Raw genomic sequence first — 25,179 nt, 5'->3', positions numbered from 1 at the left:
TTATTACACTCACAAAATAAAACATTTTCTTTTTGAATCAATTAGTTTTTGTTGCACTCTATTTTGATACATTGGAGTAATAATTATTGTGTTTACATGATTATTTTTAGCAATTAATATAAAAAGTTTTGTTGGAATTTTTTGTTTTATATAGTTAACATATAAATTAGATTTTTTACAATTGAGGTGAATGTTAATTTTGAATAAAACATATTATGCTGTAAAGGTACAACGTGTTGATGGTAAAACCTTTAATTTTCGGCTACCAAGAGATCTTCAAAAGGCAATGTCAGATTATCGTAAAGAATCCGATGATTGGAAGTCAATTTTGAAGGGTGCACTTATCAATATTGAAATGGCACCCCATAGAACAGAAGTACAACCTCCTATAACAGTTGCGATGGTGAGAGGAGTATTCATAGTAGATAAAAAATTTATGAGTACTAGAAGTCAATTCATTAGTAATGATAACTGGAAGAATGTAGATAATGTTCATCAATTGTATAAATATATGCGACATGATTATTCATTTGTAAATCGCTGTGAGATTATAAATGACATTAAATATTGGAAAACTGGAAGATTTAATAAGTTAATCTGGTTATTTACTTTATCTAGAACTAAAATACATTATCGAGAAATAAAAAGGACTAGAAGAAAATAAATTTTTTCTAGTCCTTTTAGATTAAATAATTGATTTTTATATTATAGAAAGTTAACTATTTCCATTAAAATTGGAACGACAACTACGAATAGAACGGTTGATGTTGTTACAACATTAGTAGCATACTCAACATCACCATGAGATTGTCCAACCAAGATAGGTAGAACTGCAAGGCCAGGTGTGGCCGCTTGAATTATTAATGTGCTGCTTTCAAGACTTGGTAGGGTAGTACCCATTGATTTACCTAATATTACGAAACCAATCATAATAGCTGGAGCAAAAACAAATCTTCCAAGTAAGGCAAGAACTGTATCACGGTCGAATCCGATTGATTTAAGACCTGCATCAGCTAGGATTATCCCAATATAGATAAGTGACATAGGTGTAACGATGCCGCCGACCATATCTAAAGTTTTATTTATCCATTCTGGAACGGGGATTGCTAGTAATAAAAATACTAATGAAACCAAGAACCCAACAAGTGGCGCAGGTAATAACTTTTTCCAATTAAATTCTTTCTTTGCTCCTTTTTCAATCGTTGGATCGTCAGATGAAATAAAGAATACACCAATTGCCCAAGTTGAAATAGTATTCATTACATAGTATACGAGAAAGTAAGGCAAACTTTTTGTTCCAAATAGTGCCATGTTAAGTGGTAGACCAATAAAAATGGTGTTAGCATTGGCAAACATATTAATGAAAGTGCCTCGACGTCCCTTTTTAATTTTAAATATCTTTGTTAGTATCCAAGCTAGCAAATAGCTACAAGCAAAGCTGGCGAATGCAAAAACTAGACCGCCAGTTAGAGTAGCTAATTTGTCACGTGTTAAATATTTTAATACTGATACAAAAATCGATGCTGGTAGGGCAATCTTCATAATTATAAAAGAAATATTGCTCTTAAATTCGTCACCCAGTCTGCCAGAATTTCTTAGCCAGTATCCAAGTGCAATAACAATTACGATTTCAGCAACACTTTCAAGTGAGGTGATAAATGCTTCCATGTGTAAAATTTCCCTTCTCATTAAAGTAATTCAAGTTTGAATGATTAATATTTTGGTTCCCATTTGATGTCATTGATAGCTTTTTGTGCATCTTTTGCGTTTGATAATTTCTCATCAATTGCCTGTTGTGCAACCCCTAATGCTACAGTCATACTAAATTCGTCTAATTTTGAGACAGGAGGTAGTACTGCGGCACCAGCTTGATTTGGATCAACGATGCCACCTAATGAATGAGCAGCTTTGTTGATCATTCCATCACTAAGTAATTTGGCATTAACAGACATAGCACCGAGTCCAAGTCCAGGGTATACTAGGGCATTATTTGCTTGGCCAATGTAATATGTAACATTATTTAGTTTAACTGGCTCTGCTGGAACACCTGTTGCAACAAGAGCTTTTCCATTGGTCCATTTTAATAAATCTTCAGCTTTTGCTTCTGCAAGTTTTGTAGGATTTGATAATGGGAAAATGATTGGGCGTTTTGTGTGAGCGGCCATTTCTTTAATAATTGATTCTGTAAATGTACCGGGTTGTGTTGATGTACCGACAAGAATAGTAGGGTGAATAGCTTTAACGGCTGCTTCAAGAGTCGTTAATTCGTCAGCGTTAGTAAATTCGCTACGGCTTCTTGCAAATGGCTTTTGCTCAGGTGTTAGTCCTTCAGTATCGTCAAATAGTAATCCTTGTTTATCAACTAAGTAGAAGTGTTTCTTGGCTTCTTCTTCAGATAATCCTTCTTCGACCATCGCATCAAATATACGTTTAGTAATACCGGCTCCAGCTGTACCAGCACCAAATGACATATATACTTGATCAGTGAATTTTTCTTTAGAAATATTCAAGGCACCTAAGATACCAGCGAGAGTAATAATACCTGTACCTTGTATATCATCATTAAATGTCAAAATTTGATCCTTGTATTTGTTCAAAATGTTAGCGGCATTATCTCTACCGAAGTCTTCAAAGTGAAGATACATATTTGGAAATAGTTCTTCAGCCTTGTTTACAAATTGATCAATAAAATCATAGTATTTCTTTCCGTTAATACGTTTGTGATGATTTCCAAGATATAAGTTATCGTTTAGTAATTCTTTATTATTTGTTCCAACGTCAAGAACAACTGGAAGAACGGATTTTGGATCAATTCCTGCAGCGGCAGTGTAAACCATAAGTTTACCAACAGAAATGTCTACACCTTGAAGACCCCAGTCACCAATACCAAGAATTCCTTCACCGTCAGTTACAACAATTAATTTAATATCACGATCACCAGCAGCATTTTTTAAAGTGGCTTCTAATGCATCTGTATCATCGATGGATAGGTAGGCAGCGTTTTGTGAATCTAAGAAAAAGTGGCTGTAATTTTCGATTGTTTCTGAGATTGTAGGATCATAAACGACGGGCATGAATTCATAAACGTGTTCGCTAAATAGTTTAAAGAACAACGTACGATTTTCATTAAATAGATCCATTAGGTACATACGCTTGGCCAACGGAGTTGGCTTTGAGTTATATTGTTCAAAAGCTTGAGTAGCTTGTTGATCAATAGTTTGAACAAACGGTGGTAGAAGTCCCTCAAGATGTTTTTCTTTTCTTTCTTCTTTAGTAAATGCAGTTCCTTTGTTTAAAAAAGGATTATTAATTAAATCTAAACCATTATATTGATTCATAAAATTCCCTCCTGAATTGCTTTTTTATTTAACTTTCGATAGGTACTATAATCCCTTATAAAAAATATAGTCAAACATGTTATAATTGATAAAAATATTTTATAAGTGAGCAAAGATATGAATTCAAAAGATTGGCAATATTTTCAAAAACTTAGTGAACTAAAAAATTTCTCTATTACTGCGCGTTATTTTGGTGTCAGTCAGCCCACAATTACTTATTCGTTGAAGCGATTAGAGGAAGAGTATGGGGTTAAGCTGGTTGAACGCAAGAGTTATGCAAATTCATTGAAATTGACCAATGCTGGAAACCAACTATTAAAACATGCTAATAGGATTATTAGGGAAGATTATTTAGCAAAGTCAGATTTAAACAGACTAAAAGAACAAAAGATAAAAATGGGTTTCCCTCCAATAATTACGAATTATTTGCTCCCCAATGTATTTGACGAATTGATGAAAAATGATTATCTGGATAAAATAGATCAAATTGTTGATGGTTCCAAAGAATTATTGAGTGAATTAAAAAATGGCAGTCTTGATATTTCCTTATTAGGAACTACCAGACTGCCTGAAGATGCGGAACTAGAATACAAAGTAATAAAAATACAACATTTTAATTTGATTGCCTCGAGCAAAAGAGATTTTGGTGGATCAATTGATCTTAATGATTTATTAAAAGAAGAATTTATTCTGACAGATAGTAACTCTGTTCATAGGCAAGTTTTTAAACGTTTTACTGATAAATATAATGTTTTACCAAATGTTATTTTTGAAACTTCAGACTATCATTTATTACTCAATTTAGTTAAAGCCGATAAGGGAATAAGTTTCATTGCTGAGACCGCTAGTTCTTTAGAAGACGGTATACAAGAAGTAAAAGTAAATAATTTAAAGTTACCACCATTTTATATTTTGATTATTTATCGAACCAATACTCTTAAGACACCTGATTTCAGTAAGATAATTGATATTTTCACTGAAAGTTGCAAAAATTAATAAATTATTTGATAACAAAATATTAATATATTGAGGTGTACGGTATAGTCCAATTGAGTTACAATTAACTTACCGATTGGTAATTGAGGATTAATCCGGTTTCTTAGCTAGGAACAGTGCAAAATTGAAAATGCAGTGAATTGTATATTGTGTGATTTCTTTTATCCAAACCTCTCAACTCCTCCATCATTCGCAAATAAGTTTCATTCATTTTCACAGAGCAAAGATTATTTACATTGAATCAATCACTTTCGTTTGTGGGATAGTTGTGTTCATTAAGGTATTTTTTCTCTGAGGAGCTGAATTAATCAGCTTCTTTTTTGCTTTGATTAAGGAATACTTGGCAAAATGGCAAGATATTAGAAAAATATAAATAAAATTGAGCAATATATTAAAAGTATGCTTATAAATCCTTTTGTATCAGTGTTTATAAAGGGTGAAATACTTAAATTATTCGTTGAAAGTTAGAAATATATTACATAAATATATATCTTTATGATATATTATTTACCGGAGAGGACATCCTACAATTCCTCTTCTTTGATAATTTCATGTTTATAACAGAGTACTCTGTTGATTAATGGTGGTTCCTCCCTGAGCTGCCATTTTTTTATACTTAATTGTAATTTATCTAAGATAATATGATAATATGTGTGTGAGGTATGCGGTTATGTCCCATCCTCATTGCGCAGAGAGTGGCCTCCCCAGGTCACTCTTTTTTGTTATATTGAGAATAAAATTCATTTATCGTTTAAGAACGCATATAAGTAACACCTCAAACTATGGTATAATTTTAGGCAATAAGCTGTTTAGGAGTTTTTAGCATGAAGTACACTGAGAAACAACAAATAGAAATTGCTAATTATGCCATTGCACATGACAATGACTTTAAAGCAACAGGTGAAAAATACGGGATTTCGTATCAGCAGGTATCTGCTTGGGTAAGAAAGTATAAAAATAGCCCCAAGTCTACCCAAAAAGAAATTAATAAAGAGAAACAACCAAAAAAAGTAAAGTCTACTAAGTCGAAAGAACCTAAAGCCAGTACACTTGATATTTTAAACAGAAGAGATCCGGTATTAGAGGCACAATTAGAAGATGTCAAACGTCGTTTGGGACTTATTAAGTAACTAATGAAAAAAATAATTTTTGTTTGCTTGGGAAATATTTGTCGTTCACCGATGGCTGAAATGATGATGAGAGACTTGATAAGTAAATCTCGTTTAAACGATGATATTATTGTTGAGTCACGCGCAACTTCTGATTATGAGATAGGTAATCCCCCTCATCCGGGAGCATTATCTGAATTAAAAAAACATAATATTTTAGTACAGGAGCATCATTCTGAACAAATTACCCGTAATGATTTTGATACGGCGGATTTGATTATTGGGATGGATCATCAAAATATTGATGATTTAAAGAGGAGTGCGCCTTCCGCTGATGTTAATAAAATTCATTTAGCGTTTGAAAGTGTTAATAAGAATAAGGTTATTGAAGATCCCTGGTATGATCACAAGTTTGATAGAACATATCGACAATTGGCTGAAGTGCTTCCAAAATGGGTAGATAGATTAAGATAGAGGAAGGGATGTTAAATATCCATTTCTCTATCTTTTTTATGATGAATAAATTGACTGTGAAATCAACTATATATCGTGGTCTTCTTTGTTGTATGGTATGGTTGTGTTAGAGGTGTTTTGGTTTGAGCTTACATTTAGATATTGTAACTATAATTATAAGATTATTATTAGCCACAGGAATATCAGGAGTTATTGGATGGGATCGTGCGCATAAACATCGTCCCGCTGGAATAAGAACTCATATACTAGTGTGCTTAGGTGCTTGTATAGTGGCCATGATACAAAAAGAAATTGGCTTTAATGCTATTGCAGTGGCAAGACAGTATCCTGCTTATAAGGGCGTTATCAGGGCCGATGAGGCTAGATTAATTGCACAAGTAATTAGTGGTATTGGTTTTTTGGGTGCGGGAACTATTATTGTTGAACACCATTCAATCAAGGGATTAACTACAGCCGCTAGTCTGTGGGTAGTCGCCTGCATCGGGTTAGCTGTCGGTATGGGAAATTATTTACTTGCTGTTGCTAGTTTTGTAGTTGTTTATGGTGTAATTGCTTTTCTCAAACAAATTGTTCGTGTTAATCCCTTAAAAAAAGTGGAAATCCAATATTTGAATAAAAGTAAGGGTAAAAAGTTTATTCTTAATTACTTTGCTGAAAATTCTATTAGTATTAAGAATGTAAATTTCAGAGCTAATAAGACTGATAATGGATATACCTATACGAATGTTTATGAAATTAAATTGCCTCACAATATGAAATATATAGATGTTGTTGAGGGAATATCTGCTGGTGACGATATAACCAAAGTTCAGCTAATAAATTTAGGGTAATAATTTCATATATTAATATTAAATTATTTAAATCATGAGAAACGTTGATTTAGAGTCCTGTATTTGATAAAGTTTTTAGTATTGGGGGAATTTAATGGTAAAGAGAATCACGCTCATTTTACTATTTTTATTTCTTTGTGGGGCTTTTATATTAAATATTGACACTTTTGGGGCTGAAGTTCAGAAGGTTAAACAAAACTCGCACGAAATGTCGAGTCAGTTAACAGAGACAGAATTCAAAACTAAACAAGATAATTATGTTTACGTATCGTTTGATAATTTGTATGAGAATCCTCAAATTTATAAAAATACTAAAATTTATCAAAAAGGATTGGTCCTAAAGTCTGATGAGGACTTTGCAATAGTTTCCTTAGATCGAAGCAATCGTTCAAAGGATGTAAAAATCAATTATGATTTAAGTTCTTTGTCCAAAGGTATGTCTAGACTTGAAGTAGGTAATGAGATTCAAGTCTTTGGAAAATTTTATGATGTTGAGAATTTTACGAATGATAAAGGCAGAATGATGACTAGACCTGTCATTAATGCTAAGTTTATTCGAGTGACGGATTCTTAAAAAAGAACAAAAAAACACCTGTCAACTACTGTTGGCAGGTGTTTTAACTATCAAAAGGGTTTTTAATATTTGTAACGGACGGTAATATAAATGGCATAAGCTCTTCAATGTAGGATGAAGAGCTGAAAATATGAGAAGTTATTTTTTACTTTTAGAATCTTTATCGTTTTTAGAAGATTTCTTGTCCGCAGAATCTACTCGATCTACGTTTTTTTTGACATCATCGGGAAGTGAAGCAAACTTGTCAAATAAACTACCAAAATTCTCTTCGCGTTTAACTGTTAGGCCCATCGGTATCAGCCCCTTTCAGGTTGTTTTGTTATCTATCTTTTAATTAACTCCATTATAGAACCTTTCAAAGAAAATCTCAAATTCTTGCAACTTTTTTTTGATTCGTTAAAATAGAAAGAGCTATTATAACTATTATTGTATCATTGAAGGGAGATATTTTTTGGCAACTGAATATCTTGAACATAAATTGAGCTTATTACCTGATCGTCCAGGTTGCTATTTGATGAAGGACGTAAATTCTAAGATTATTTATGTTGGTAAAGCAAAAAATCTTAAAAATAGAGTACGTTCGTATTTTAAAAGCTCTCATGAGGGAAAAACAGAGCGTTTAGTATCAGAAATAAGAGATTTCGAAACAATTATTACTTCCAATGATAAAGAAGCTTTTTTGCTAGAAATTACACTAATTCAAAAACATCAGCCTTATTACAATATAAAGCTAAAGCGTGGAACAGGTTATCCATACATTAAAATAACGAATGAACGTGATCCAAAGATGGAAATAACTGGTCAAATAAAGAAGGATGGGGCTTATTATTTTGGTCCTTATCCTAATGTTTGGGCAGCCTCAAATACACTTAATTTTTTACAAAAGGTTTATCCATTACGTCGTTGCCAAGGACATTTAGGACGTCCTTGCTTGTATTATCATATGGGACAATGTTTGGGTGCTTGTTTTCAAGAAGTTCCAAAAGAAAAGTATGATTCTCAGATTGAAAAAATCAAAAAATTTCTTGGTGGAAACGTTGGTGAAATAAAGTCTAATCTCGAGAATAGAATGGAAAAAGCATCCGAAAATTTAGAATTCGAACGTGCAGCAGAATTACGTGATCAAATTAAATATATTGAAACAACGGTTGAAAAACAGAAAATTATTTCTAATGACAGTACTCCTCGAGATATATTTAATTATTATGTTGAAAAAGGCTGGATCTCAATTCAAATTTTCTTTATTCGTCAAGCCAGGTTGATGAAGCGTGAGAAGAAAGTTTTTGCATGTATAAACTCACCAGAGGAAGAATTATCAACCTTTATTTTGCAGTTTTATAATAGACGAAATCAGGTTATGCCGAAGGAAATCTTGGTGCCAAGTAATTTGGATAAGGATACATTGTCACAAGTATTAAATATTCCTTTTAGAACGCCACAACGAGGTCAAAAGAAAGATTTGATGGATATGGCTGCAGACAATTCTAAGCTTGTGCTTCAAGAGAAGTTTAGATTAATGGAGCTTGATAATCGGCAAACTTATGGTGCCCAGAAGCAGATATTTGAGGCTTTGGGTCTGCCTTATGGTCACGTTATTGAATCGTTTGATCATTCTCATATTCAAGGTACTAATCCCGTTTCAGCTATGGTTCAATTTTTAGATGGGCGTCCTGAAAAGAGTAATTATCGGAAGTATAAAATTAAAGGTGAGGTAGAACATCAGTCAGGTGCTGATGAAGCTGCTAATACACGTGAAGTGGTTTATCGTCGTTATTCAAGAGTCCTAAAAGAAGAAGGTAACTTACCTGATTTAATTTTAATGGATGGTGGAATAATTGAGTTACGAGCTGTTATGGATGTTTTACAAAATGAATTAGGTATTAATATTCCAGTGGCAGGTATGGTTAAGGATAATCATCATAATACATCTCATTTGATTTTTGGTGAGGATGGAGAAGTAGTTCCATTAGATCGCAAAAGCCAGGGTTTTTATTTACTCCAAAGAATCCAGGATGAGGTTCATAGATTTGCGATTACTTTTCAACGTAAGACACGAAGTAAGAATGCCTTATCTTCAAGGTTAGATGGAATTCAAGGTGTAGGTCCAAAAACTAGAAATAAATTGTTAAAGAAATATGGATCAGTTAAAAAGATGAAAGATGCTTCTATCGATGATTTGACTGCTTTGGGCATTTCGAAGACAACTGCTCAAACAATTAAGATTACTCTAGCAAGTACGGATTTTCATAAAAAGTATAGCAAGGGATAAAATGTAATTATATTTAGTGTTAAATCAAATATTTGGTTTAACACTATTTTTTTTTGAGTAATTTTAATCCTAAAAAAACATTGACAAAAATAATGAAAAGGGTTACATTATTTTTGCGCAAACGTTTGCTTAAATTAAAATGTTGAAAGAATAGGAAGATGTATTTTGGAAAAATGGTGGAGCAATGCAGTAGTATATCAAGTATATCCAGCTAGTTATCAGGATAGTAATGGTGATGGAATTGGCGATTTACCAGGTATTACCAAGAGATTAGATTATATCAAAAAATTAGGAGTAGATATTGTTTGGCTAAGTCCAATTTATAAATCTCCTCAAGTTGATAATGGTTACGATATTTCTGATTATCGAGCAATCAATCCTGATTTTGGTAATATGGATGATTTTGATCAATTGCTTAAAAAGGCACACAGCCTGGGCTTGAAAATTATGATGGATCTTGTTGTGAACCATACTTCGGATGAACATAAATGGTTTGAAGAATCACGCAAAGGTAAAGATAATCCATATCGCGATTATTATATCTGGCGTGATGGTAAAGATGGCAAAGCCCCTAATAATTGGGGTTCATTCTTTACTGGTCCAGCATGGAAGTACGATGAACAATCTGGACAATATTACTTACATCTATTTGCTCCACAACAACCTGATTTAAATTGGGAAAATCCTAATGTACGTCATTCTGTTTATGACATGATGAATTGGTGGGCAGATAAGGGTGTTGATGGATTCCGTATGGATGTTATCAGTTATATTTCAAAGCCGGAAGGTCTACCAGATGCAACAAAGCAAAAAGATGAGTTGTACGCAAATCCTGAGCCATTAGTTGCTAATGGACATCGTATTCATGAATTTTTACAGGAAATGAATAAGAATGTTATGAGTAAACATAAGATGGTAACGGTTGGTGAGGCACCTGCAGTTACAACCGATGAGGCTAAGAAGTATTCTAACTTGGATGGCAAAGAATTGAATATGGTATTTCAATTTGAACATATGGGATTAGATGGTAGCGATAATCCAGCACTTGGTCGTTAGTCAGATCGTAAGGCCACATTATCTGATTTGAGAAACAATTTAACTAAATGGCAAGAGGCCTTATATGGCAAAGCTTGGAATTCATTATATTGGAACAATCATGATCAACCACGTGTTGTATCAAGATTTGGTAATGATAGCACTGAAGAATACCGTGTTTTGAGTGCTAAGATGTTAGCTACAACGTTGCATTTTCAACAAGGAACACCATATGTATTTGAAGGTGAAGAAATCGGAATGACAAACGCTTATTTTAAGAGTTTGAATGATTATGTGGACTTAGATTCGATTAATTCATATCATCAAATCGTTGATGAACAGCACTTATTAGATGGCCCAACGATGCTTAAGTATTTGGGTATGCACAGTAGAGATAATGCACGTACGCCAATGCAATGGGATGCAAGCAAAAATGCAGGATTCTCAACAGGGAATACTTGGGAACATATGAATTCTAATTATAAGGAAATAAACGTTGAACAAGCTTTGAAAGATCCAAATTCAATTTTTTATTATTATCAAGAACTTATTAAACTTCGTCATACAATGCCAGTTATTACTGATGGTAAATATGATTTGGTTGAAGGTAACAAAGATGATCCAGAGGTTTATGCATATACTAGAAAAGATAAGGATACTACTTTGTTAGTTATTCTTAATTATACTGAAAAGAAGTTAAGCAGATCATATAAGGTTCCAGACAATGCTAAGCTCTTAATTAGTAATTACTCAGATGACTTGGGTGATATTTTACGACCATATGAAGCCAAGGTTTATCAATTTTAATTAAAAGAAGGAATTATTATGATGAAAGCCGAAAATGAAAAATCGACTGATACATTAGATACATCAACGAAAAGCAAAAAAACTTTTGGTTTCGATAATGCACTACCAAAATTATCAATGAGAACAATTTTTGCTATGACTTTTGGCTGTATAGGTGTAAATATGGCCTTTACCTTACAAGGGTCACAGATGAGTAGAATCACCCAAACTATTGGTGTTAATCCCAATAGTTTAGGTTGGTTCTTCCTATTACCACCGTTGTTAGGAATGTTTGTTCAACCATTGTTGGGTAAGTATTCTGACAGTACATGGACACGTTGGGGTAGAAGAATACCTTATCTTCTAGTTGGAGCCCCTATTACTGTAATAGTAATGATCATGTTACCATTTACCGGTTCGTTCGGATTTGGATACGGATCAATGACTGCGCTAGTATACGCGGCAATTGCCATCGCTTTGATGGATTTATTTAGTAATGTTTGTTTGGCTCCTTACAAGATGCTTGCCGGTGATATGGTTAACGAAGATCAAAAGAATTTGGCATGGTCTTGGCAACAAATTTTTAGTTATGCTGGTGGTATTTTAGCCGCATTATTACCATTCATTCTTACAAAATTAGGGATGACAAATACAGCACCAAAGGGACAAGTTCCTGCAACCGTTATTTGGGCATATTTGATTGGTGCCGGTATGTTATTAATTACTAGTTTAGTAACCATTTTTAATGTTAAGGAATATGATCCAAAAACATATGCAAAGTATCACAAATTAGAGTCTGCTAAAAAAGTTGAAACTCCTAGTTTATGGAAACTTCTAAAAAGTGCTCCACGTGCATTCTGGGAATTATCCGTTGTTCAATTATTCAGTTGGATTGGAATTATGTACACATGGACTTATGCAACAGGTGCAATGGCAAATAACATTTGGAATACTACTAATCCATCATCAGCTGGTTTCCAAGCGGCTGGTAACTGGTATGGTGTTATGACCGCATTTTATAGTATTGCTGCTTTATTATGGGGCTTATTCTATGCTAAGACTAAAGCAAATCAACGTAAATTATGGTATTCAGTTGGATTGTTTGCTGATGCGATCAGTATTATTATTGTCGCTACAACACATAGTCAATGGATTGCATTACTAGCATTTGCACTTTACGGAATCGGTAATTTTACAATTAATACATTACCATTTACTATGTTAACAACATCATTGGATGGTAAGAACAATGGTTCATACTTAGGATTGTTTAACATTGCAGTTTGTTTGCCACAAATCATTGGATCATTAGCAAGTTTTGTAATCTTCCCAATGGTTGGTAATAGCCAAAGTATGATGATGATAATCGGTTTTGTAGCAATGGTTATTGGTGGATTTTCTGTAGCAATTATTCATGAAGGTAAATAAGCCAAATTAAATGTTTGATGCCTTTTATTTGATATAACGATAATATTATGTTGCATATTAAACAAGGAGACGATTGTATGTCAGCAACGATTAAAGATATAGCACGTAAGGTCGGGGTGGCACCTTCAACCGTATCTCGTGTTTTGTCGAATAAATCTAAATATTATACGTCGGAAACGGCTGAAAAGGTTAAAGAAGCTGCTCGTGAGCTTGGATACAAGAAGAATCAGGCGGCAGTTGAATTAGTTAAAAAACAAAGTAATGTAATCGCAGCGGTTGTTAGTTCAGTAAAAACTAATTTTGCTGGTCAAATTATTGATGGGATTCAAGCTGAGGCTTCAAAGAATGGCTATAATTTAATAGTTGTTTATTCTAATAGTGCGAGTGCTGAGGAACAAAAGAAGGCACTTTTAACAGTTATTGAGCGTCCTGTTATGGGAATATTACTATTATCAATTGCTTTGTCTGATGATAACTTAGAGTTATTAAAAGAATCAGATATACCGTATTGTTTCCTATCAATGGGATTTGATGATGATCGTCCATTTGTTAGTTCTGATGATTTAGAAATAGGTTATGAAGCAACTAACTTTCTAATTGAAAAGGGACATCGAAAGATTGGTTTAGCAGCTATTGATAAATATCCTTACACTGGGAGATTAAGATTAGCTGGATACAAAAAGGCACTCAGTGAAGTTAACATTATTCCGAAGGATTCATGGATACAGTCAGGTGATTACAGTTATAACGCCGGAAAATTAGCTATGAATGCTTACGGAAAAAATACTGAACTGACAGGAATTATTGCAGCAAGTGATATGGCAGCAATAGGGGTTTTAAATCAAGCACGTAATTTAGGATTGTCAGTTCCGAAGGATTTGTCCATTATAAGTATCGATGGTACGGAGATGTGTCAAATAGTCCAACCACAGTTAACTAGTGTCTCACAAGATTTTTATCAAATGGGAGTGGTTGGTGTTCGGCGTATTGAAGAAAGTTTGGCCAAGGAACCAGAGATATTGGATAATCAGCAGATGGTTCCAGTACATATAAATGAGCGGGAATCAACGCAAATACAAAATTAAAAAGAATTCGAACATTTTCGTTCGAATTCTTTTTTATTGAACGCTTAATTGATTTTTGCTACTAACGGTGCCGTCAGTAAAGGTGATCACAATGTTAGCACCAATTTCACCTTTAACATCAGAAGTATATGAGTAAACTTTGGATGCAGTACCTTCAACTGATGTTTCTGAATATCCATTTGGTTTGCCAAGTAAATGAATTATATCTTGTTCTGATTGACCATTTTGAATTTGATTGTACAAATCTAGGTTTATTTCTTTATTTCTATTTACCTTTAAGCCAGAGATAGATTTACTTATGGCATGATTATTAACTAAACCTACTATTAATGAAGATCCTAAATCGCCGTTAGCTATATTTTTCCAAGTGTATGATGTCTCTTGTACATTACCAATAGTATTATTGGAATTCGATGAATATTTTCCAAACAATTTCTGTAATGTTTCGAGGGTTAAGCCATCTGACTGACTTAAATATATTCCGTTGTAATTGTCTAACCTGATTCCACCATCTGTGTCTGTATGATTTTTCTTTTTAGTTGGTTTAGACTTCTTGGAGGAGATTTCTGTTTTATTATTGGAATCTTTATTCTGATAATAATAATATCCAGATCCACCAAGTGCTATAAAAATTATAATTAGTAGCCAGAACCACCATTTTTTAAAGAACGGTGTCTTTTTACGGTTTTGACTACGATATTGTGAACGGCTCATGGTAACGGTATTATTCATCAGATGATCTCCCTAATTGCTGTATATATATTAATTTTATAATACCAATAATAGAAGGTAAACCGACAATTGGACAATAAGTGTATAAAAAAGACACCCATAAATGAATGGATGTCTAGTTAAATTACTTTTCAGCTTTTTTTGCAGGTTTCCATAATCCGTAAATAACACCAGAAATTATAGAACCAATTACGACTGCTAATAAGTACATAAGTGGCTTATTAGCTAGTGGTGTAACGAAAATACCACCGTGAGGAGCAGGTACATTGATGCCCCATAGTTGTGTTAGTCCACCACCAATTGCAGAACCAATAACACTAGATACGATAACGTGAAGTGGATCTCCAGCAGCGAATGGAATTGCACCTTCAGTAATAAATGAAATACCTAGAACATAATTAGATAAACCAGCTTGTCTTTCTTGTTCAGTAAACTTGTTCTTCCAAAATGTTGTAGCAATAGCAATTGCTAGAGGAGGAATCATACCACCAACCATAACAGCGGCCATTAAAGCACCGTCGTGTGTAGCAGTAAAGGTACCAATAGCAAATGTGTAGGCAGCTTTGTTAAAAGGACCACCCATATCGATAGACATCATACCACCAAGTAGTGCTCCCAAGATAACAGCATTACCAGTGCCCATTGATTCAAGGAATGCTGTTATAGCATGGTTAACAACAGCAAAGATAGGATCAATAGCGAAGTACATGATGGCGCCGACAATCAAAAGACTTAAAACAGGGTAGAGCAAGATTGGTTTCAAACCATCTAATGATTTAGGAAGATTCTTAAGAGCCTTCTTTAAGTAAACAACAGTCCAACCTGCTATGAAACCAGCAAGTAAACCACCAATAAATCCGGCAGGACTCTTAGATGATACAACTGACGCAGTAGCTTGTGATGCCATATAACCACCAACAAAACCGGGTAGTAATGCAGGACGATCACCAATTGAAACGGCAATGTAGGCAGCAAGTACAGGAATAAGGAAACTAAATGCATAGTTACCAACATTATTGAAGAATAGGAACCATTGAGAATGAGCTCCAACTGAATTTTCAAGTAAGAATGATAGAGCCATCAAGATACCACCACCAACAACGAATGGCAGCATATTGGAAATACCATTCATTAAATCGGCGTATATCTTAGACCAAAGTGATTTAGATTCTGTAGATTCCTCTTCGGTAGAAGCTCCACCCTCAGAATGGAAGATAGGTGCTTTTTGTTCTGTAGCTAAATTAATTAGCTCTTCTGCTTTATTAATACCATCTGAAACTGGGCGGTTAACTAGGTGCTTTCCGTCAAAACGTGGCATATCAACTTTCTTGTCGGCGGCAATGATTACACCAGCCGCACGTTTGATTTCATCAGCGGTTAACTTATGTTTAACTCCTTCAGAACCGTTTGTTTCGACTTTAATGTCAACACCCATTTTTTCGGCTTGTTCTTTAAGTGCCGCTTCAGCCATGTATGTGTGGGCAATACCAGTAGGACATGCAGTTACAGCTACAACGTAAGGCTTTTCGTCTTTGCCTGTATCACTGCTTGCGGCCTCCTTTGCAGCTTTAGCTTTTTCAGCTTGTTTTTCTTCATCAGCTTTATCTTTTGCTTCTTTTGCGGCCATTGCATCATCAAATAACTTTTGAACTTCATCAGCCGTAGTTGCTTTTTTCAAATTAGCAACGAGTTCTGGATTAATAAGTAATGAAGATAGGGCAGCAAGTGCTTGCAAGTGAAGATTATCAGCACCATCTGGAGCAGCAATCATGAAGAATAAGTATGCAGGCTGACCGTCGAGTGATTTATAATCAATACCCTTTGAACTCTTTGCGAAAAGTACCGTTGCACGTTGAACAGCTTTGTCACGTGCGTGAGGCATAGCAATTCCATCACCAATACCCGTACTTGTTTGAGCTTCTCGCTTTAAAATATCAGATTTGTATAATTCCTTGTCATTGATGACACCTACTTGATAATACTTGTCGACCATTTCCTCAATAGCTTCTTCTTTAGTAGTAGCTTTAAGATCCATGATCATGGCGTCTTTTAGTAATAGTTGTTTTAGATCCATGAATAAGTCCCTCCCTTAACTTAATTCTGTAATATTAATTTCTTTATAAACTTGGTCAATTTTTTCTTTGATAGCGATATCTTGACTAAATGCTGTAGCCGAACCGCAGGCAGCACCAATATGAAAACTTTCGATGGGATCATTAGTCTTCATAAATGTGCCGGCAAAACCAGCAATCATTGAATCTCCAGCACCGACAGAATTAATAACAGTTCCTTTAGGTGCATTAGCCTTATATGTGTGATCCTTCGTTACCAGCAAAGCACCATCACCAGCCATTGATACCAGAACATGTTTAGCACCGTTGTCCAATAATTTTTTGGCATGATCGATTATTTCTTTATCAGAACTAAACTCAGTTTTGAATAGATCGGCTAGTTCATGATTATTTGGTTTAACAACTAAAGGATGCAAAGGTAGTGTATCAAGCAGGGCTTGACCAGTTGTATCAATAATGAAATCAGCACCTTGGCCCTGAATCATTTTTGCTATATCCAAATAAAATGTTTCGGGTAATTGTCTGGGAAGACTTCCAGACATTATGACCACATCGCCACTTACAACTGATTTTAGTTGATTAATGAACAATTCTTTTTCTGAAGTTGAAATAGCAGGTCCTGTTCCGTTAATCTCTGTTTCTTCATCTTGTTCAGTTGCGTTTATTTTTACGTTTATACGTGTATCTTCTGCAACATTAGTAAAATCAGTTTTTAGATGATGCTCAGCAAGTAGGTTTTTGAACATTTCACCGGTAGCTCCTCCGACAAAACCTAGTGCAGTGGAATCAATATCTAATTCCTTAAGAATACGAGAAACATTAATACCTTTTCCACCGGGAAGTTTAACATCACTCGTGGTTCTATTAACTTCGCCGTTTGTTAGAGTCTTCAATTGTAAAACATAATCAATTGAAGGATTAGCCGTAATTGTATAAATCAATTAGTTTACCTCCATAATTTTTGCTTCTTTATTTAACAACCCTGAATCTTTTGCTGGCAATTCGTTGGTAATTAGGGTAGCATCTTTCAGGTCGGCAAATTTGCTAAAGCTGACTTGGCAGTATTTAGAACTGTCAGAAAGAATGAATGTTTGATTGGATTGTTTGATAGCGAGATGCTTAATGGTTGATTCCTCTGGATCAGGTGTTGTATATCCTGACTCGATTGAGAAACCATTTGTTCCTAAAAAGCATTTATCGAAATGATAAGTTTCTAGCGTTTGTATCATTGTTGATCCAACCAATGCCTTTGTAGATGATTTCAATCTACCTCCAGGAATAAACGTATCAATTTCATAATCTGCTAACATTGAGGCGTTATCAACGCTATTGGTAACAACTAATAATTCCTTATGCTCAATAAGATATGGAATCATGAATTGAATTGTGGATCCGGCATCCAAAAATATTACTTCCTGATTTCTAACTTGACTAGCAGCTAATCTTCCAATAGCTTTTTTCTCATCTAAGTGGACAGTTGCTTTTTGAGATACTGCTGGTTCTTCATGTAAGGAAATAACATTTTGTGCGCCACCATGGATACGTAATAACTTATGACAATTTTCTAAATCTTGTAAATCACGTCGTAAAGTTGATTCGGATGCTCCAGTCAACGGGATCAAATCATGCAATTTAACAATATTATGTATTTTTAATTGTTCAAGTATAATCTGGTGTCTCTCTTCAGTAAGCACTTTCATAATCACCTCACGAGAAATATAATACATCATTTTCATTCAAAATCAACCAATATCATTCAAATTCTTTCAAAAAACTTCAACAACGGTTAAAATATACCAATGTTGTTTCGGTTTCAATAAAATAATTGTTATTATTCAACGTATAATGATATCTATTTTTGTGCTAAAATTTAAAAATGATAACTATGTTTAGAAAGGGGGGTTTTAATGTTTGTAGATAACGTTAAAATCACCGTTAGATCTGGTAAAGGTGGAGACGGAGCCGTCGCCTTTCGCCATGAAAAATATGTTCCGCTAGGTGGACCTGCCGGAGGAGATGGCGGTCGCGGTGGTGACATCATATTAAAGGCTCATGAAGGTATGAATACTCTAATGGACTTTAGATACAAGCGTATCTTTAAAGCACAACCAGGCCAAAACGGTCAGATTAAAGGTATGTACGGTCATAAAGCTGATCCTGTTTATATTGCAGTTCCTGCTGGAACTTCAGTATATAATGAAGATACTGGTAAATTAATTGGTGATTTGGTTGAGCATAATCAAGAATTAGTTGTCGCTAAAGGTGGAGATGGTGGACGTGGAAATATTCACTTTGCTAACTCTAAGAATCGCGCTCCTGAAGTAGCCGAAAATGGTGAACCAGGACAAGAGATTCATTTGCGTCTTGAATTGAAGTTGATTGCTGACGTTGGTCTAGTTGGTTTCCCTTCAGTTGGGAAGTCTACCTTATTATCAGTGGCTACCTCAGCAAAACCTAAGATTGCGGCATATCACTTTACGACACTATCGCCTAATTTAGGTATGGTTAAATTGGATAATGGGCAAGATTTTGTTATTGCTGATTTGCCTGGTTTAATTGAGGGAGCATCCAATGGTGTTGGTTTAGGAATTCAATTCTTACGTCACGTTGAGCGTACGCGAGTAATTCTACATCTTGTAGATATGGATCCAGAAAATGGACGTGATCCATATGAAGATTATTTAGCAATTCGTGAAGAATTGGGTAATTACGATGAAAATATCTTGAGTAGGCCAGAAATAATTGTGCCAACTAAGTTAGATATTGATGGATCAGAAGCAAGAATGGAAAAATTCAAAGATCAATTGTTGGAACATTCTGATGATCACAAAATTGATCTTTTCCCAATCTCAAGCATTCAACACACAGGTGTTAAAGATCTGATGAACCATACTAGTGAGGTTCTTTCTAAAGCAGAGCCAATTCATTTTGATGTTCAATCGGACGAGACTAAGGAATACAACTATGAAGCAAAGGCTGATAAGTTCACAATTGAAAAAGAAGATGAACACAGTTATATCGTTAAGGGACATGATGTCGAATTGCTACTTCAGAGAAGTAATTTAGACCATCAAGATGGAATTATGAGATTTGCACGTCAACTTAAGAGCATGGGTATTGAAGATGGTCTTATTAAGGCTGGTGCACAATCTGGAGATTCAGTAACGATTCTTGATTTCACGTTTGAATTTATTTAGGGGTAAATAAGTATAATGGATAAATCACCGAAAAGAAGATTTATAAGCGGATTTGACGGACTACGTACTTTAGGGGTTATAGGTGTCATAATGTATCACTTGAATCCTAACGTCTTTTCCGGTGGATATTTGGGAGTTCCAATTTTTTTCTTAATATCTGGTTATTTGATTACTGATCACTTTTTCAATACTACTGATTATGGTGGTAAATTTGATTTGAAAAATTTCTATTGGAAACGTGTTAAGAGATTATATCCTGGTATGTTGTTTGTGCTATTAGCATCTGGTGCATACATATTCTTCTTTTTGAAGAATTTGCTCTATCATTTGGATCAAATTTTTATTACAAATATTCTAAATGTTTATAATTGGTGGCAAATATTTAATGGTCAATCTTACTTTGAAAGATTTGCTAACAATGAGTCACCATTTACGCATCTTTGGACACTATCTATCGAAGGTCAGTTTTATATAATTTGGCCTTTGTTATTGCTGTTATTTGTAAAATTTGGTGTGAAAAAGAGTCGTATTTTTGGCTTTACAATGATTGTTTCTATAGCTTCGGCACTTTGGATGGCATTTTTATTTAAGCCGGGTGTTGATCCAAGTAGAATTTATTACGGTACAGATACACGTCTGTTTTCTATTCTAATGGGTTGTGGACTAGCTTTGATATGGCCGGCTGAACGTTTAAAGGGTGGCATTGCCAAAAGTGATAAGCTCAAATTGAATGCTATTGGTGCACTATCAATAGCATTGATGATTTTAATGATTTTCACAATCAAAGATAATGATCCATTTTTGTATCGTGGCGGTATGTTTATCTTTACATTGGTTACATGTATTTTAATTGGTGTAGTTGCACATCCTGACGCATTTTGGAATAGAGTATTGAGTAATAAAGTTTTCCATTATATTGGCAGTAGAAGTTATGGATTATATCTATACCAATTTCCAGTTATGATATTCTTTGAATCAAAATTCAAGAATGTTGCAGATCATCCAATTCTTTATCCAGTTATTGAGGTTATTTTAATTGTCCTTGTTACTGAATTCTCATTTAGATTTGTGGAACAACCATTAGCACATGCTAACTGGAATTCAATTAAGTATTTTTTCAAACGCTCATTGGGTTATCAAAAAGTATTAGCTATTGTGATTGCAATGATTGCAATTACAGGCTGCTATAGTGTTGTGAATGCTGTTGGGGCACCTAATCCAAATGTGAATCACAGCCAGTTAGCCAATAAAATCAATAAAAATGAAAAAGCTAATAAGAAAAAGAAACAACAAGCAATCGATAATTTAAAGAAGAATAAGGCCAAACAAGCAAACGGCAAAATCAGTGCTGCTGATATGGCTAAATACAAAAAAGCTGCGAAAAAGAATCCTGTTAATCAGGAATTTGAAAAGTATGGACTAACTCAAATTCAATTACAGCAATTGAAGGATATACCGATGACTGCCGTTGGGGATTCTGTTATGGCTGATGGTTCTGATAATTTCTTAAAATTATTTGATGATAAAAAAGTAATTGTTGATGCTGCTGTTAGTCGACAACTGGATGCCAGTGTTGATATTTTGCAGAATTATAAGAATCAAGGTGTCTTGGCGCCTAATGTAATGATTGGGTTAGGTACTAATGGACCTATAAATTCTCAACAAGTGGATCAAATTATGAAATTAGTTGGGCCAAATAGGAATGTATTTTGGATAAATGTACACGTACCAACCAGACCATGGGAAAAGACTGTGAATGGTGTTCTAAGTGAATCAACTAAAAAGTATAAAAACTTACATGTTATTGATTGGAATGATTATTCTAATGGTCATACTGACTGGTTCTATGATGATAATGTTCATCCAAATCCAGATGGATCAATGTATTACACTTCATTTGTAGTAAAAGAAATACTAAAAGTATTAGATAAAAAATAGAATAGGACTTTTATATGGAATTAGAATTTTTAGGAACAGGAGCTGGAGTCCCATCTAAGGGTAGGAATGTTTCTAGTACAGCACTAAAAATGTTAGATGAGCGAAATGAAGTTTGGCTTTTTGATGTTGGTGAGGCAACACAACATCAAATTTTGAGAACAACAATTCGACCAAGAAAAATCACTAAAATTTTTATTACTCACTTACATGGTGATCATATATTTGGACTACCTGGTTTATTGGCTAGTAGAGCCAATCAGGGCGGCAACACTCCTTTGGAAATTTATGGTCCAGTGGGTATTAAAGAGTTTGTTGAAACGTCTCTTAGGGTCACTGGCAGTAAATTGAATTATAGAATTAAGTATATTGAGCTAAAGGATGGCGGAGAAATTTTCAATGACAAGACTTTCAGTGTTTATGCTGGAAAATTAAAACATAGAGTTACTTGTTTTGGATATCGTGTTGTTGAAAAACCACGTACTGGTGAGCTATTGGTTGATAATTTAAGAAAGTACAATATTCCTAATGGTCCAATTTTTGGACAATTAAAAGCGGGTAAGACTGTAACTTTGGGAGATGGTACAGAAATAAATGGACGAGATTTTATTGGTCCAGATAAACCAAGTAAGGTTGTTACCATTATTTCTGATACTAGATATACTCCAGAAATTGATAAGTTATCACAGAATGCTGATGTAATAGTTCATGAGTCGACTTTTTCAAATGATGAAAGACAATTGGCATATAATTATTTTCATTCGACAGCTACACAAGCAGCTGAAGTTGCGAAAAAGTGTAATGCGAGGGGTCTTTTATTAACACATATTTCTGCTCGATATGCTGGCAAGGGTTCATTGATATTACAAAAAGAAGCTCAAAAGATTTTCAAAAATACAAAAGTAGTTAATGATTTTGATGTCTATGAGGTACCATTTAAAATATAGTGAGAGTGGGTGTACAAGATGAATAATTTGTTGAATCAGACAGTACTAGTGACTGGCGCATCTTCTGGTATTGGTAAAGATGTGGCTATTAACTCTGCTAGAATGGGAGCCAACCTGATTTTGGTTGCAAGAAGTGAAGATAAGCTTATTCAAGTTAAGAATGAATGTACACGTGTAGGTGCTGAAAATGCACATCACGAATATATTTTAATTGATATGAGTGATCCTAAGCAGATTACGGACGGTGTGGATCAAGCATTTGAAATTTCTGAGAATATTGATATATTAGTAAATGCGGCAGGATTCGGTGATTTCTCCAATTATTTGGATACAGAATTCTCGACTGTTGAAAAAATGTTTCGTGTAAATGTCTTGGGACTAATGCTGATGTCACGTTTAATAGCTGGAAAAATGATTTCTAACGGTCACGGTCACATTTTCAATGTTGGATCTATGGCTGGTAAAATAACTACGCCTAAGTCTGCTGCATATTCAGCTACAAAGGCTGCTGTTATAGGATTCTCTGATGGCATGCGATTAGAGTTAAAACCATTTGGTATTAGAGTAACAACTATCAATCCAGGGCCGGTAGCAACTAATTTCTTTGATGTAGCTGATCATGGCGGAAATTATTTGGACTCAGTAAAATATTTTGTTTTAGATCCAGATAAATTAGCTTGGGATATCGTCAATACTTTCAACAAGAGTAAACGAGAGATCAATCGCCCACGTTATATGGAATTAGCAGCAGTTTTGTACAGAATTGCGCCGAGTGTTGGCGACTTTTTGGCTGGCACACTAGGAAATCGTAAGTAGGGGATGACTTTTATGAATAGTAAACAGTCAAGGTTTGTAATTGGATTGGTAATCGCATTGATTGTGGTTATCTTCGCAGTGTTAAATGTAAATCCAGTTACGGTTAGTTTTGGATTTACACATGTTAAGTTGCCATTGATTATTCTTATTATTGTGTCATTATTGCTTGGGGCAATTATTACAATGTTACTTGCAAGTTCTGGCAAAAAGAAAGATAATGACAAATTATCACGTAGTGCAAGAAAACAAATTTCTAATGTAAAAGTGTCTAATGATGGTCAAATTGCGGACGCTTTGAAGGAAAATCAGGTAAAAAAACAAACAAAATAGTATTTTTGCTTGCTCAAACGTTTTTATGATAGTATTATATTAAACGTTAGATTTGATTAAGTAATATAAATAAAGGAGTTTTTAAATATGGCTGTTCCAAAGAGAAAAACATCAAAACAAAGAAAACGTCAAAGACGTGGACATATTAAGTTAGATACACCAAATATGCAATTCGACGTTGCTACTGGTGAATATCGTATTAGTCACCATGTATCACCATCAGGTATGTACAAGGGTGAAAAAGTTATTGAAGACAAGAAAGAAGCTTAATTAAAAGCCAAGTAAATTATGCTTGGCTTTTTTTTAATACATGGGGAATCTATGATGAAGAAAAAATTAAAATACTTATTTTTAATATTAGTTCCTGTATTCTTCATACTATTATCCGGATGCTCAAAGTTAGATTTATCGACTACAAAGAGTGAATATTCCGCTGATGGTCTAGTGGCCGTTGTTAAGGGTAAGGCAACAGATTATGATAAGTTGACCTATACAGTTAGTGGTGTTACTAAAAATGTTAAAGTAAGTGATGATCATTTTGCTATTTCTGTGCCTGTTGGTACAAAAGCAAAAACCGTTAAAATAAGAGCTCAAAAGAAGGATGATACTAAAACAAAAATTGTTAAGGTTGCAAAAGAAAAAGAATTAATTGACTATACGACCTTTGCACAACAGTATAATTTTATGAATCTTAAAATGGGCAAACAAACTGATCAACTTCCTTTAATTGCCAAGGATGGTATTTTTACCTATACAACAAGCAACGGCACTAAATTAAGAATGAATGTTCAAAGTGGCCAATTAATGGGTATTGCAATGAATATTTCATATAAAGCGATGAAATCTAAATCTGGAATGAAGGATTTTGGGACAGATTTGGTATTGATTTCTCAATACATTGGTGCAGATGGTAAAAAAGTAGTAAAAGATCTTGGTAAAGAAGTTAAAGATGCTGATGGTGGAACAACCACCATGAAACAAATTACTTCTAAAGGTATTAATTACAATGTTAATTTAGCTACTAATGATTTCTATTTATATATAACAAAATAAAAAAATGAGACTATTACGGCCAGCACAGCTGACGTTATAGTCTCATTTTTTATTTGTAGTTCGATAATTCAATCAAGTTCATATCTGGATCACGAATATATATAGATTCAATTTTCCCTTCGGCACCATTTTTTTCTATTGGTCCTTGTTCAATTTTCTCCCCCAAAGCACAA

The 25,179-nt window shown here is 34.2% G+C and carries 23 protein-coding genes and 1 pseudogene; 17 read left to right on the top strand and 7 right to left on the bottom strand.

The genetic code is table 11. The features are described from left to right. The first annotated feature begins 199 nt into the window (after positions 1 to 199). Positions 200 to 664, top strand: a complete 465-nt coding sequence (locus EKM79_RS04450; protein ID WP_125566280.1) for a DUF7679 family protein — start codon at positions 200 to 202, stop codon at positions 662 to 664. 41 nt (positions 665 to 705) lie between these two features. Here the strand turns inward: EKM79_RS04450 and EKM79_RS04445 are convergent, their stop codons facing one another. Both EKM79_RS04445 and EKM79_RS04440 read right to left on the bottom strand, forming a co-directional pair. After that, positions 706 to 1,668, bottom strand: a complete 963-nt coding sequence (locus EKM79_RS04445; protein WP_125566296.1) for an AEC family transporter — start codon at positions 1,666 to 1,668, stop codon at positions 706 to 708. A 44-nt stretch (positions 1,669 to 1,712) separates the two neighbouring features. After that, complete coding sequence (locus tag EKM79_RS04440; protein WP_125566278.1) at positions 1,713 to 3,338, bottom strand: malolactic enzyme; 1,626 nt, start codon at positions 3,336 to 3,338, stop codon at positions 1,713 to 1,715. Between the two features lie 117 nt (positions 3,339 to 3,455). Between EKM79_RS04440 and EKM79_RS04435 the strand changes: the two genes are divergently transcribed. The 5 genes from EKM79_RS04435 (at position 3,456) to EKM79_RS04415 (ending at position 7,321) form a co-directional block, all read left to right on the top strand. Beyond that, on the top strand, positions 3,456 to 4,334 hold the full coding sequence (locus EKM79_RS04435; protein WP_125566277.1) for a LysR family transcriptional regulator: 879 nt from the start codon (positions 3,456 to 3,458) through the stop codon (positions 4,332 to 4,334). Between the two features lie 824 nt (positions 4,335 to 5,158). Then, entirely contained in the window at positions 5,159 to 5,464 is a 306-nt protein-coding gene (locus tag EKM79_RS04430; RefSeq protein WP_125566275.1) for a helix-turn-helix domain-containing protein, read from the top strand. 3 nt (positions 5,465 to 5,467) lie between these two features. After that, positions 5,468 to 5,917, top strand: coding sequence for a low molecular weight protein-tyrosine-phosphatase (locus tag EKM79_RS04425; protein ID WP_125566273.1), 450 nt, complete (start codon positions 5,468 to 5,470; stop codon positions 5,915 to 5,917). A 122-nt stretch (positions 5,918 to 6,039) separates the two neighbouring features. Beyond that, positions 6,040 to 6,747 (top strand): MgtC/SapB family protein, encoded by a 708-nt coding sequence (locus EKM79_RS04420; RefSeq protein WP_125566271.1) that lies wholly within the window; start codon positions 6,040 to 6,042, stop codon positions 6,745 to 6,747. A gap of 94 nt (positions 6,748 to 6,841) precedes the next feature. Beyond that, positions 6,842 to 7,321 carry a hypothetical protein gene (locus tag EKM79_RS04415; RefSeq protein WP_164505999.1) on the top strand — a complete coding sequence of 160 codons (480 nt, stop codon included), beginning with the start codon at positions 6,842 to 6,844 and terminating at the stop codon, positions 7,319 to 7,321. A gap of 138 nt (positions 7,322 to 7,459) precedes the next feature. Here the strand turns inward: EKM79_RS04415 and EKM79_RS12200 are convergent, their stop codons facing one another. After that, positions 7,460 to 7,612 (bottom strand): SPJ_0845 family protein, encoded by a 153-nt coding sequence (locus EKM79_RS12200; RefSeq protein WP_155832091.1) that lies wholly within the window; start codon positions 7,610 to 7,612, stop codon positions 7,460 to 7,462. 160 nt (positions 7,613 to 7,772) lie between these two features. Between EKM79_RS12200 and uvrC the strand changes: the two genes are divergently transcribed. The 4 genes and pseudogenes from uvrC to EKM79_RS04395 all read left to right on the top strand — a co-directional run bounded on the left by uvrC (position 7,773) and on the right by EKM79_RS04395 (position 13,924). Beyond that, positions 7,773 to 9,590 (top strand): excinuclease ABC subunit UvrC, encoded by a 1,818-nt coding sequence (uvrC, locus tag EKM79_RS04410; RefSeq protein WP_125566267.1) that lies wholly within the window; start codon positions 7,773 to 7,775, stop codon positions 9,588 to 9,590. 165 nt (positions 9,591 to 9,755) lie between these two features. Continuing rightward, positions 9,756 to 11,432, top strand: a pseudogene (locus tag EKM79_RS04405) (glycoside hydrolase family 13 protein). Positions 11,433 to 11,450: 18 nt separating this feature from the next. Further along, positions 11,451 to 12,839 (top strand): SLC45 family MFS transporter, encoded by a 1,389-nt coding sequence (locus EKM79_RS04400; RefSeq protein WP_125566265.1) that lies wholly within the window; start codon positions 11,451 to 11,453, stop codon positions 12,837 to 12,839. Between the two features lie 77 nt (positions 12,840 to 12,916). Further along, positions 12,917 to 13,924 carry a LacI family DNA-binding transcriptional regulator gene (locus EKM79_RS04395; RefSeq protein WP_125566263.1) on the top strand — a complete coding sequence of 336 codons (1,008 nt, stop codon included), beginning with the start codon at positions 12,917 to 12,919 and terminating at the stop codon, positions 13,922 to 13,924. A 33-nt stretch (positions 13,925 to 13,957) separates the two neighbouring features. On the opposite strand, the gene EKM79_RS04390 is transcribed toward EKM79_RS04395, so the two are convergent. From EKM79_RS04390 to EKM79_RS04375, 4 genes are all read right to left on the bottom strand, one after another. Next, positions 13,958 to 14,656: a DUF3862 domain-containing protein gene (locus EKM79_RS04390; RefSeq protein ID WP_246005625.1), complete on the bottom strand. Its 699-nt coding sequence runs from the start codon at positions 14,654 to 14,656 to the stop codon at positions 13,958 to 13,960. Between the two features lie 124 nt (positions 14,657 to 14,780). Further along, a complete protein-coding gene (locus tag EKM79_RS04385; RefSeq protein ID WP_125566261.1) occupies positions 14,781 to 16,730 on the bottom strand; it encodes a PTS fructose transporter subunit IIABC in 1,950 nt (649 codons plus the stop codon). A 15-nt stretch (positions 16,731 to 16,745) separates the two neighbouring features. Beyond that, on the bottom strand, positions 16,746 to 17,669 hold the full coding sequence (pfkB, locus tag EKM79_RS04380; RefSeq protein ID WP_125566259.1) for a 1-phosphofructokinase: 924 nt from the start codon (positions 17,667 to 17,669) through the stop codon (positions 16,746 to 16,748). Beyond that, positions 17,670 to 18,422 carry a DeoR/GlpR family DNA-binding transcription regulator gene (locus EKM79_RS04375; RefSeq protein ID WP_125566292.1) on the bottom strand — a complete coding sequence of 251 codons (753 nt, stop codon included), beginning with the start codon at positions 18,420 to 18,422 and terminating at the stop codon, positions 17,670 to 17,672. A 213-nt stretch (positions 18,423 to 18,635) separates the two neighbouring features. Between EKM79_RS04375 and obgE the strand changes: the two genes are divergently transcribed. The 7 genes from obgE to EKM79_RS04340 all read left to right on the top strand — a co-directional run bounded on the left by obgE (position 18,636) and on the right by EKM79_RS04340 (position 25,006). Continuing rightward, positions 18,636 to 19,925: a GTPase ObgE gene (gene obgE, locus EKM79_RS04370; RefSeq protein WP_125566257.1), complete on the top strand. Its 1,290-nt coding sequence runs from the start codon at positions 18,636 to 18,638 to the stop codon at positions 19,923 to 19,925. Positions 19,926 to 19,940: 15 nt separating this feature from the next. After that, positions 19,941 to 21,863, top strand: a complete 1,923-nt coding sequence (locus tag EKM79_RS04365; RefSeq protein WP_125566255.1) for an acyltransferase family protein — start codon at positions 19,941 to 19,943, stop codon at positions 21,861 to 21,863. Between the two features lie 14 nt (positions 21,864 to 21,877). Continuing rightward, positions 21,878 to 22,807 (top strand): ribonuclease Z, encoded by a 930-nt coding sequence (gene rnz / locus EKM79_RS04360; RefSeq protein ID WP_125566253.1) that lies wholly within the window; start codon positions 21,878 to 21,880, stop codon positions 22,805 to 22,807. 18 nt (positions 22,808 to 22,825) lie between these two features. Then, entirely contained in the window at positions 22,826 to 23,623 is a 798-nt protein-coding gene (locus EKM79_RS04355; RefSeq protein WP_125566251.1) for an SDR family NAD(P)-dependent oxidoreductase, read from the top strand. A gap of 12 nt (positions 23,624 to 23,635) precedes the next feature. Further along, positions 23,636 to 23,953: a lipopolysaccharide assembly protein LapA domain-containing protein gene (locus EKM79_RS04350; protein WP_125566249.1), complete on the top strand. Its 318-nt coding sequence runs from the start codon at positions 23,636 to 23,638 to the stop codon at positions 23,951 to 23,953. A gap of 87 nt (positions 23,954 to 24,040) precedes the next feature. Then, positions 24,041 to 24,223 carry a 50S ribosomal protein L32 gene (rpmF, locus tag EKM79_RS04345; RefSeq protein WP_076617218.1) on the top strand — a complete coding sequence of 61 codons (183 nt, stop codon included), beginning with the start codon at positions 24,041 to 24,043 and terminating at the stop codon, positions 24,221 to 24,223. A 51-nt stretch (positions 24,224 to 24,274) separates the two neighbouring features. Beyond that, positions 24,275 to 25,006, top strand: coding sequence for a hypothetical protein (locus EKM79_RS04340; protein WP_125566247.1), 732 nt, complete (start codon positions 24,275 to 24,277; stop codon positions 25,004 to 25,006). The last annotated feature ends 173 nt before the right edge of the window (positions 25,007 to 25,179 follow it).

This window comes from Companilactobacillus insicii, from assembly GCF_003946015.1.
Lineage (GTDB): Bacteria > Bacillota > Bacilli > Lactobacillales > Lactobacillaceae > Companilactobacillus > Companilactobacillus insicii.
This window is presented reverse-complemented; position numbering and strand designations above follow the sequence as displayed.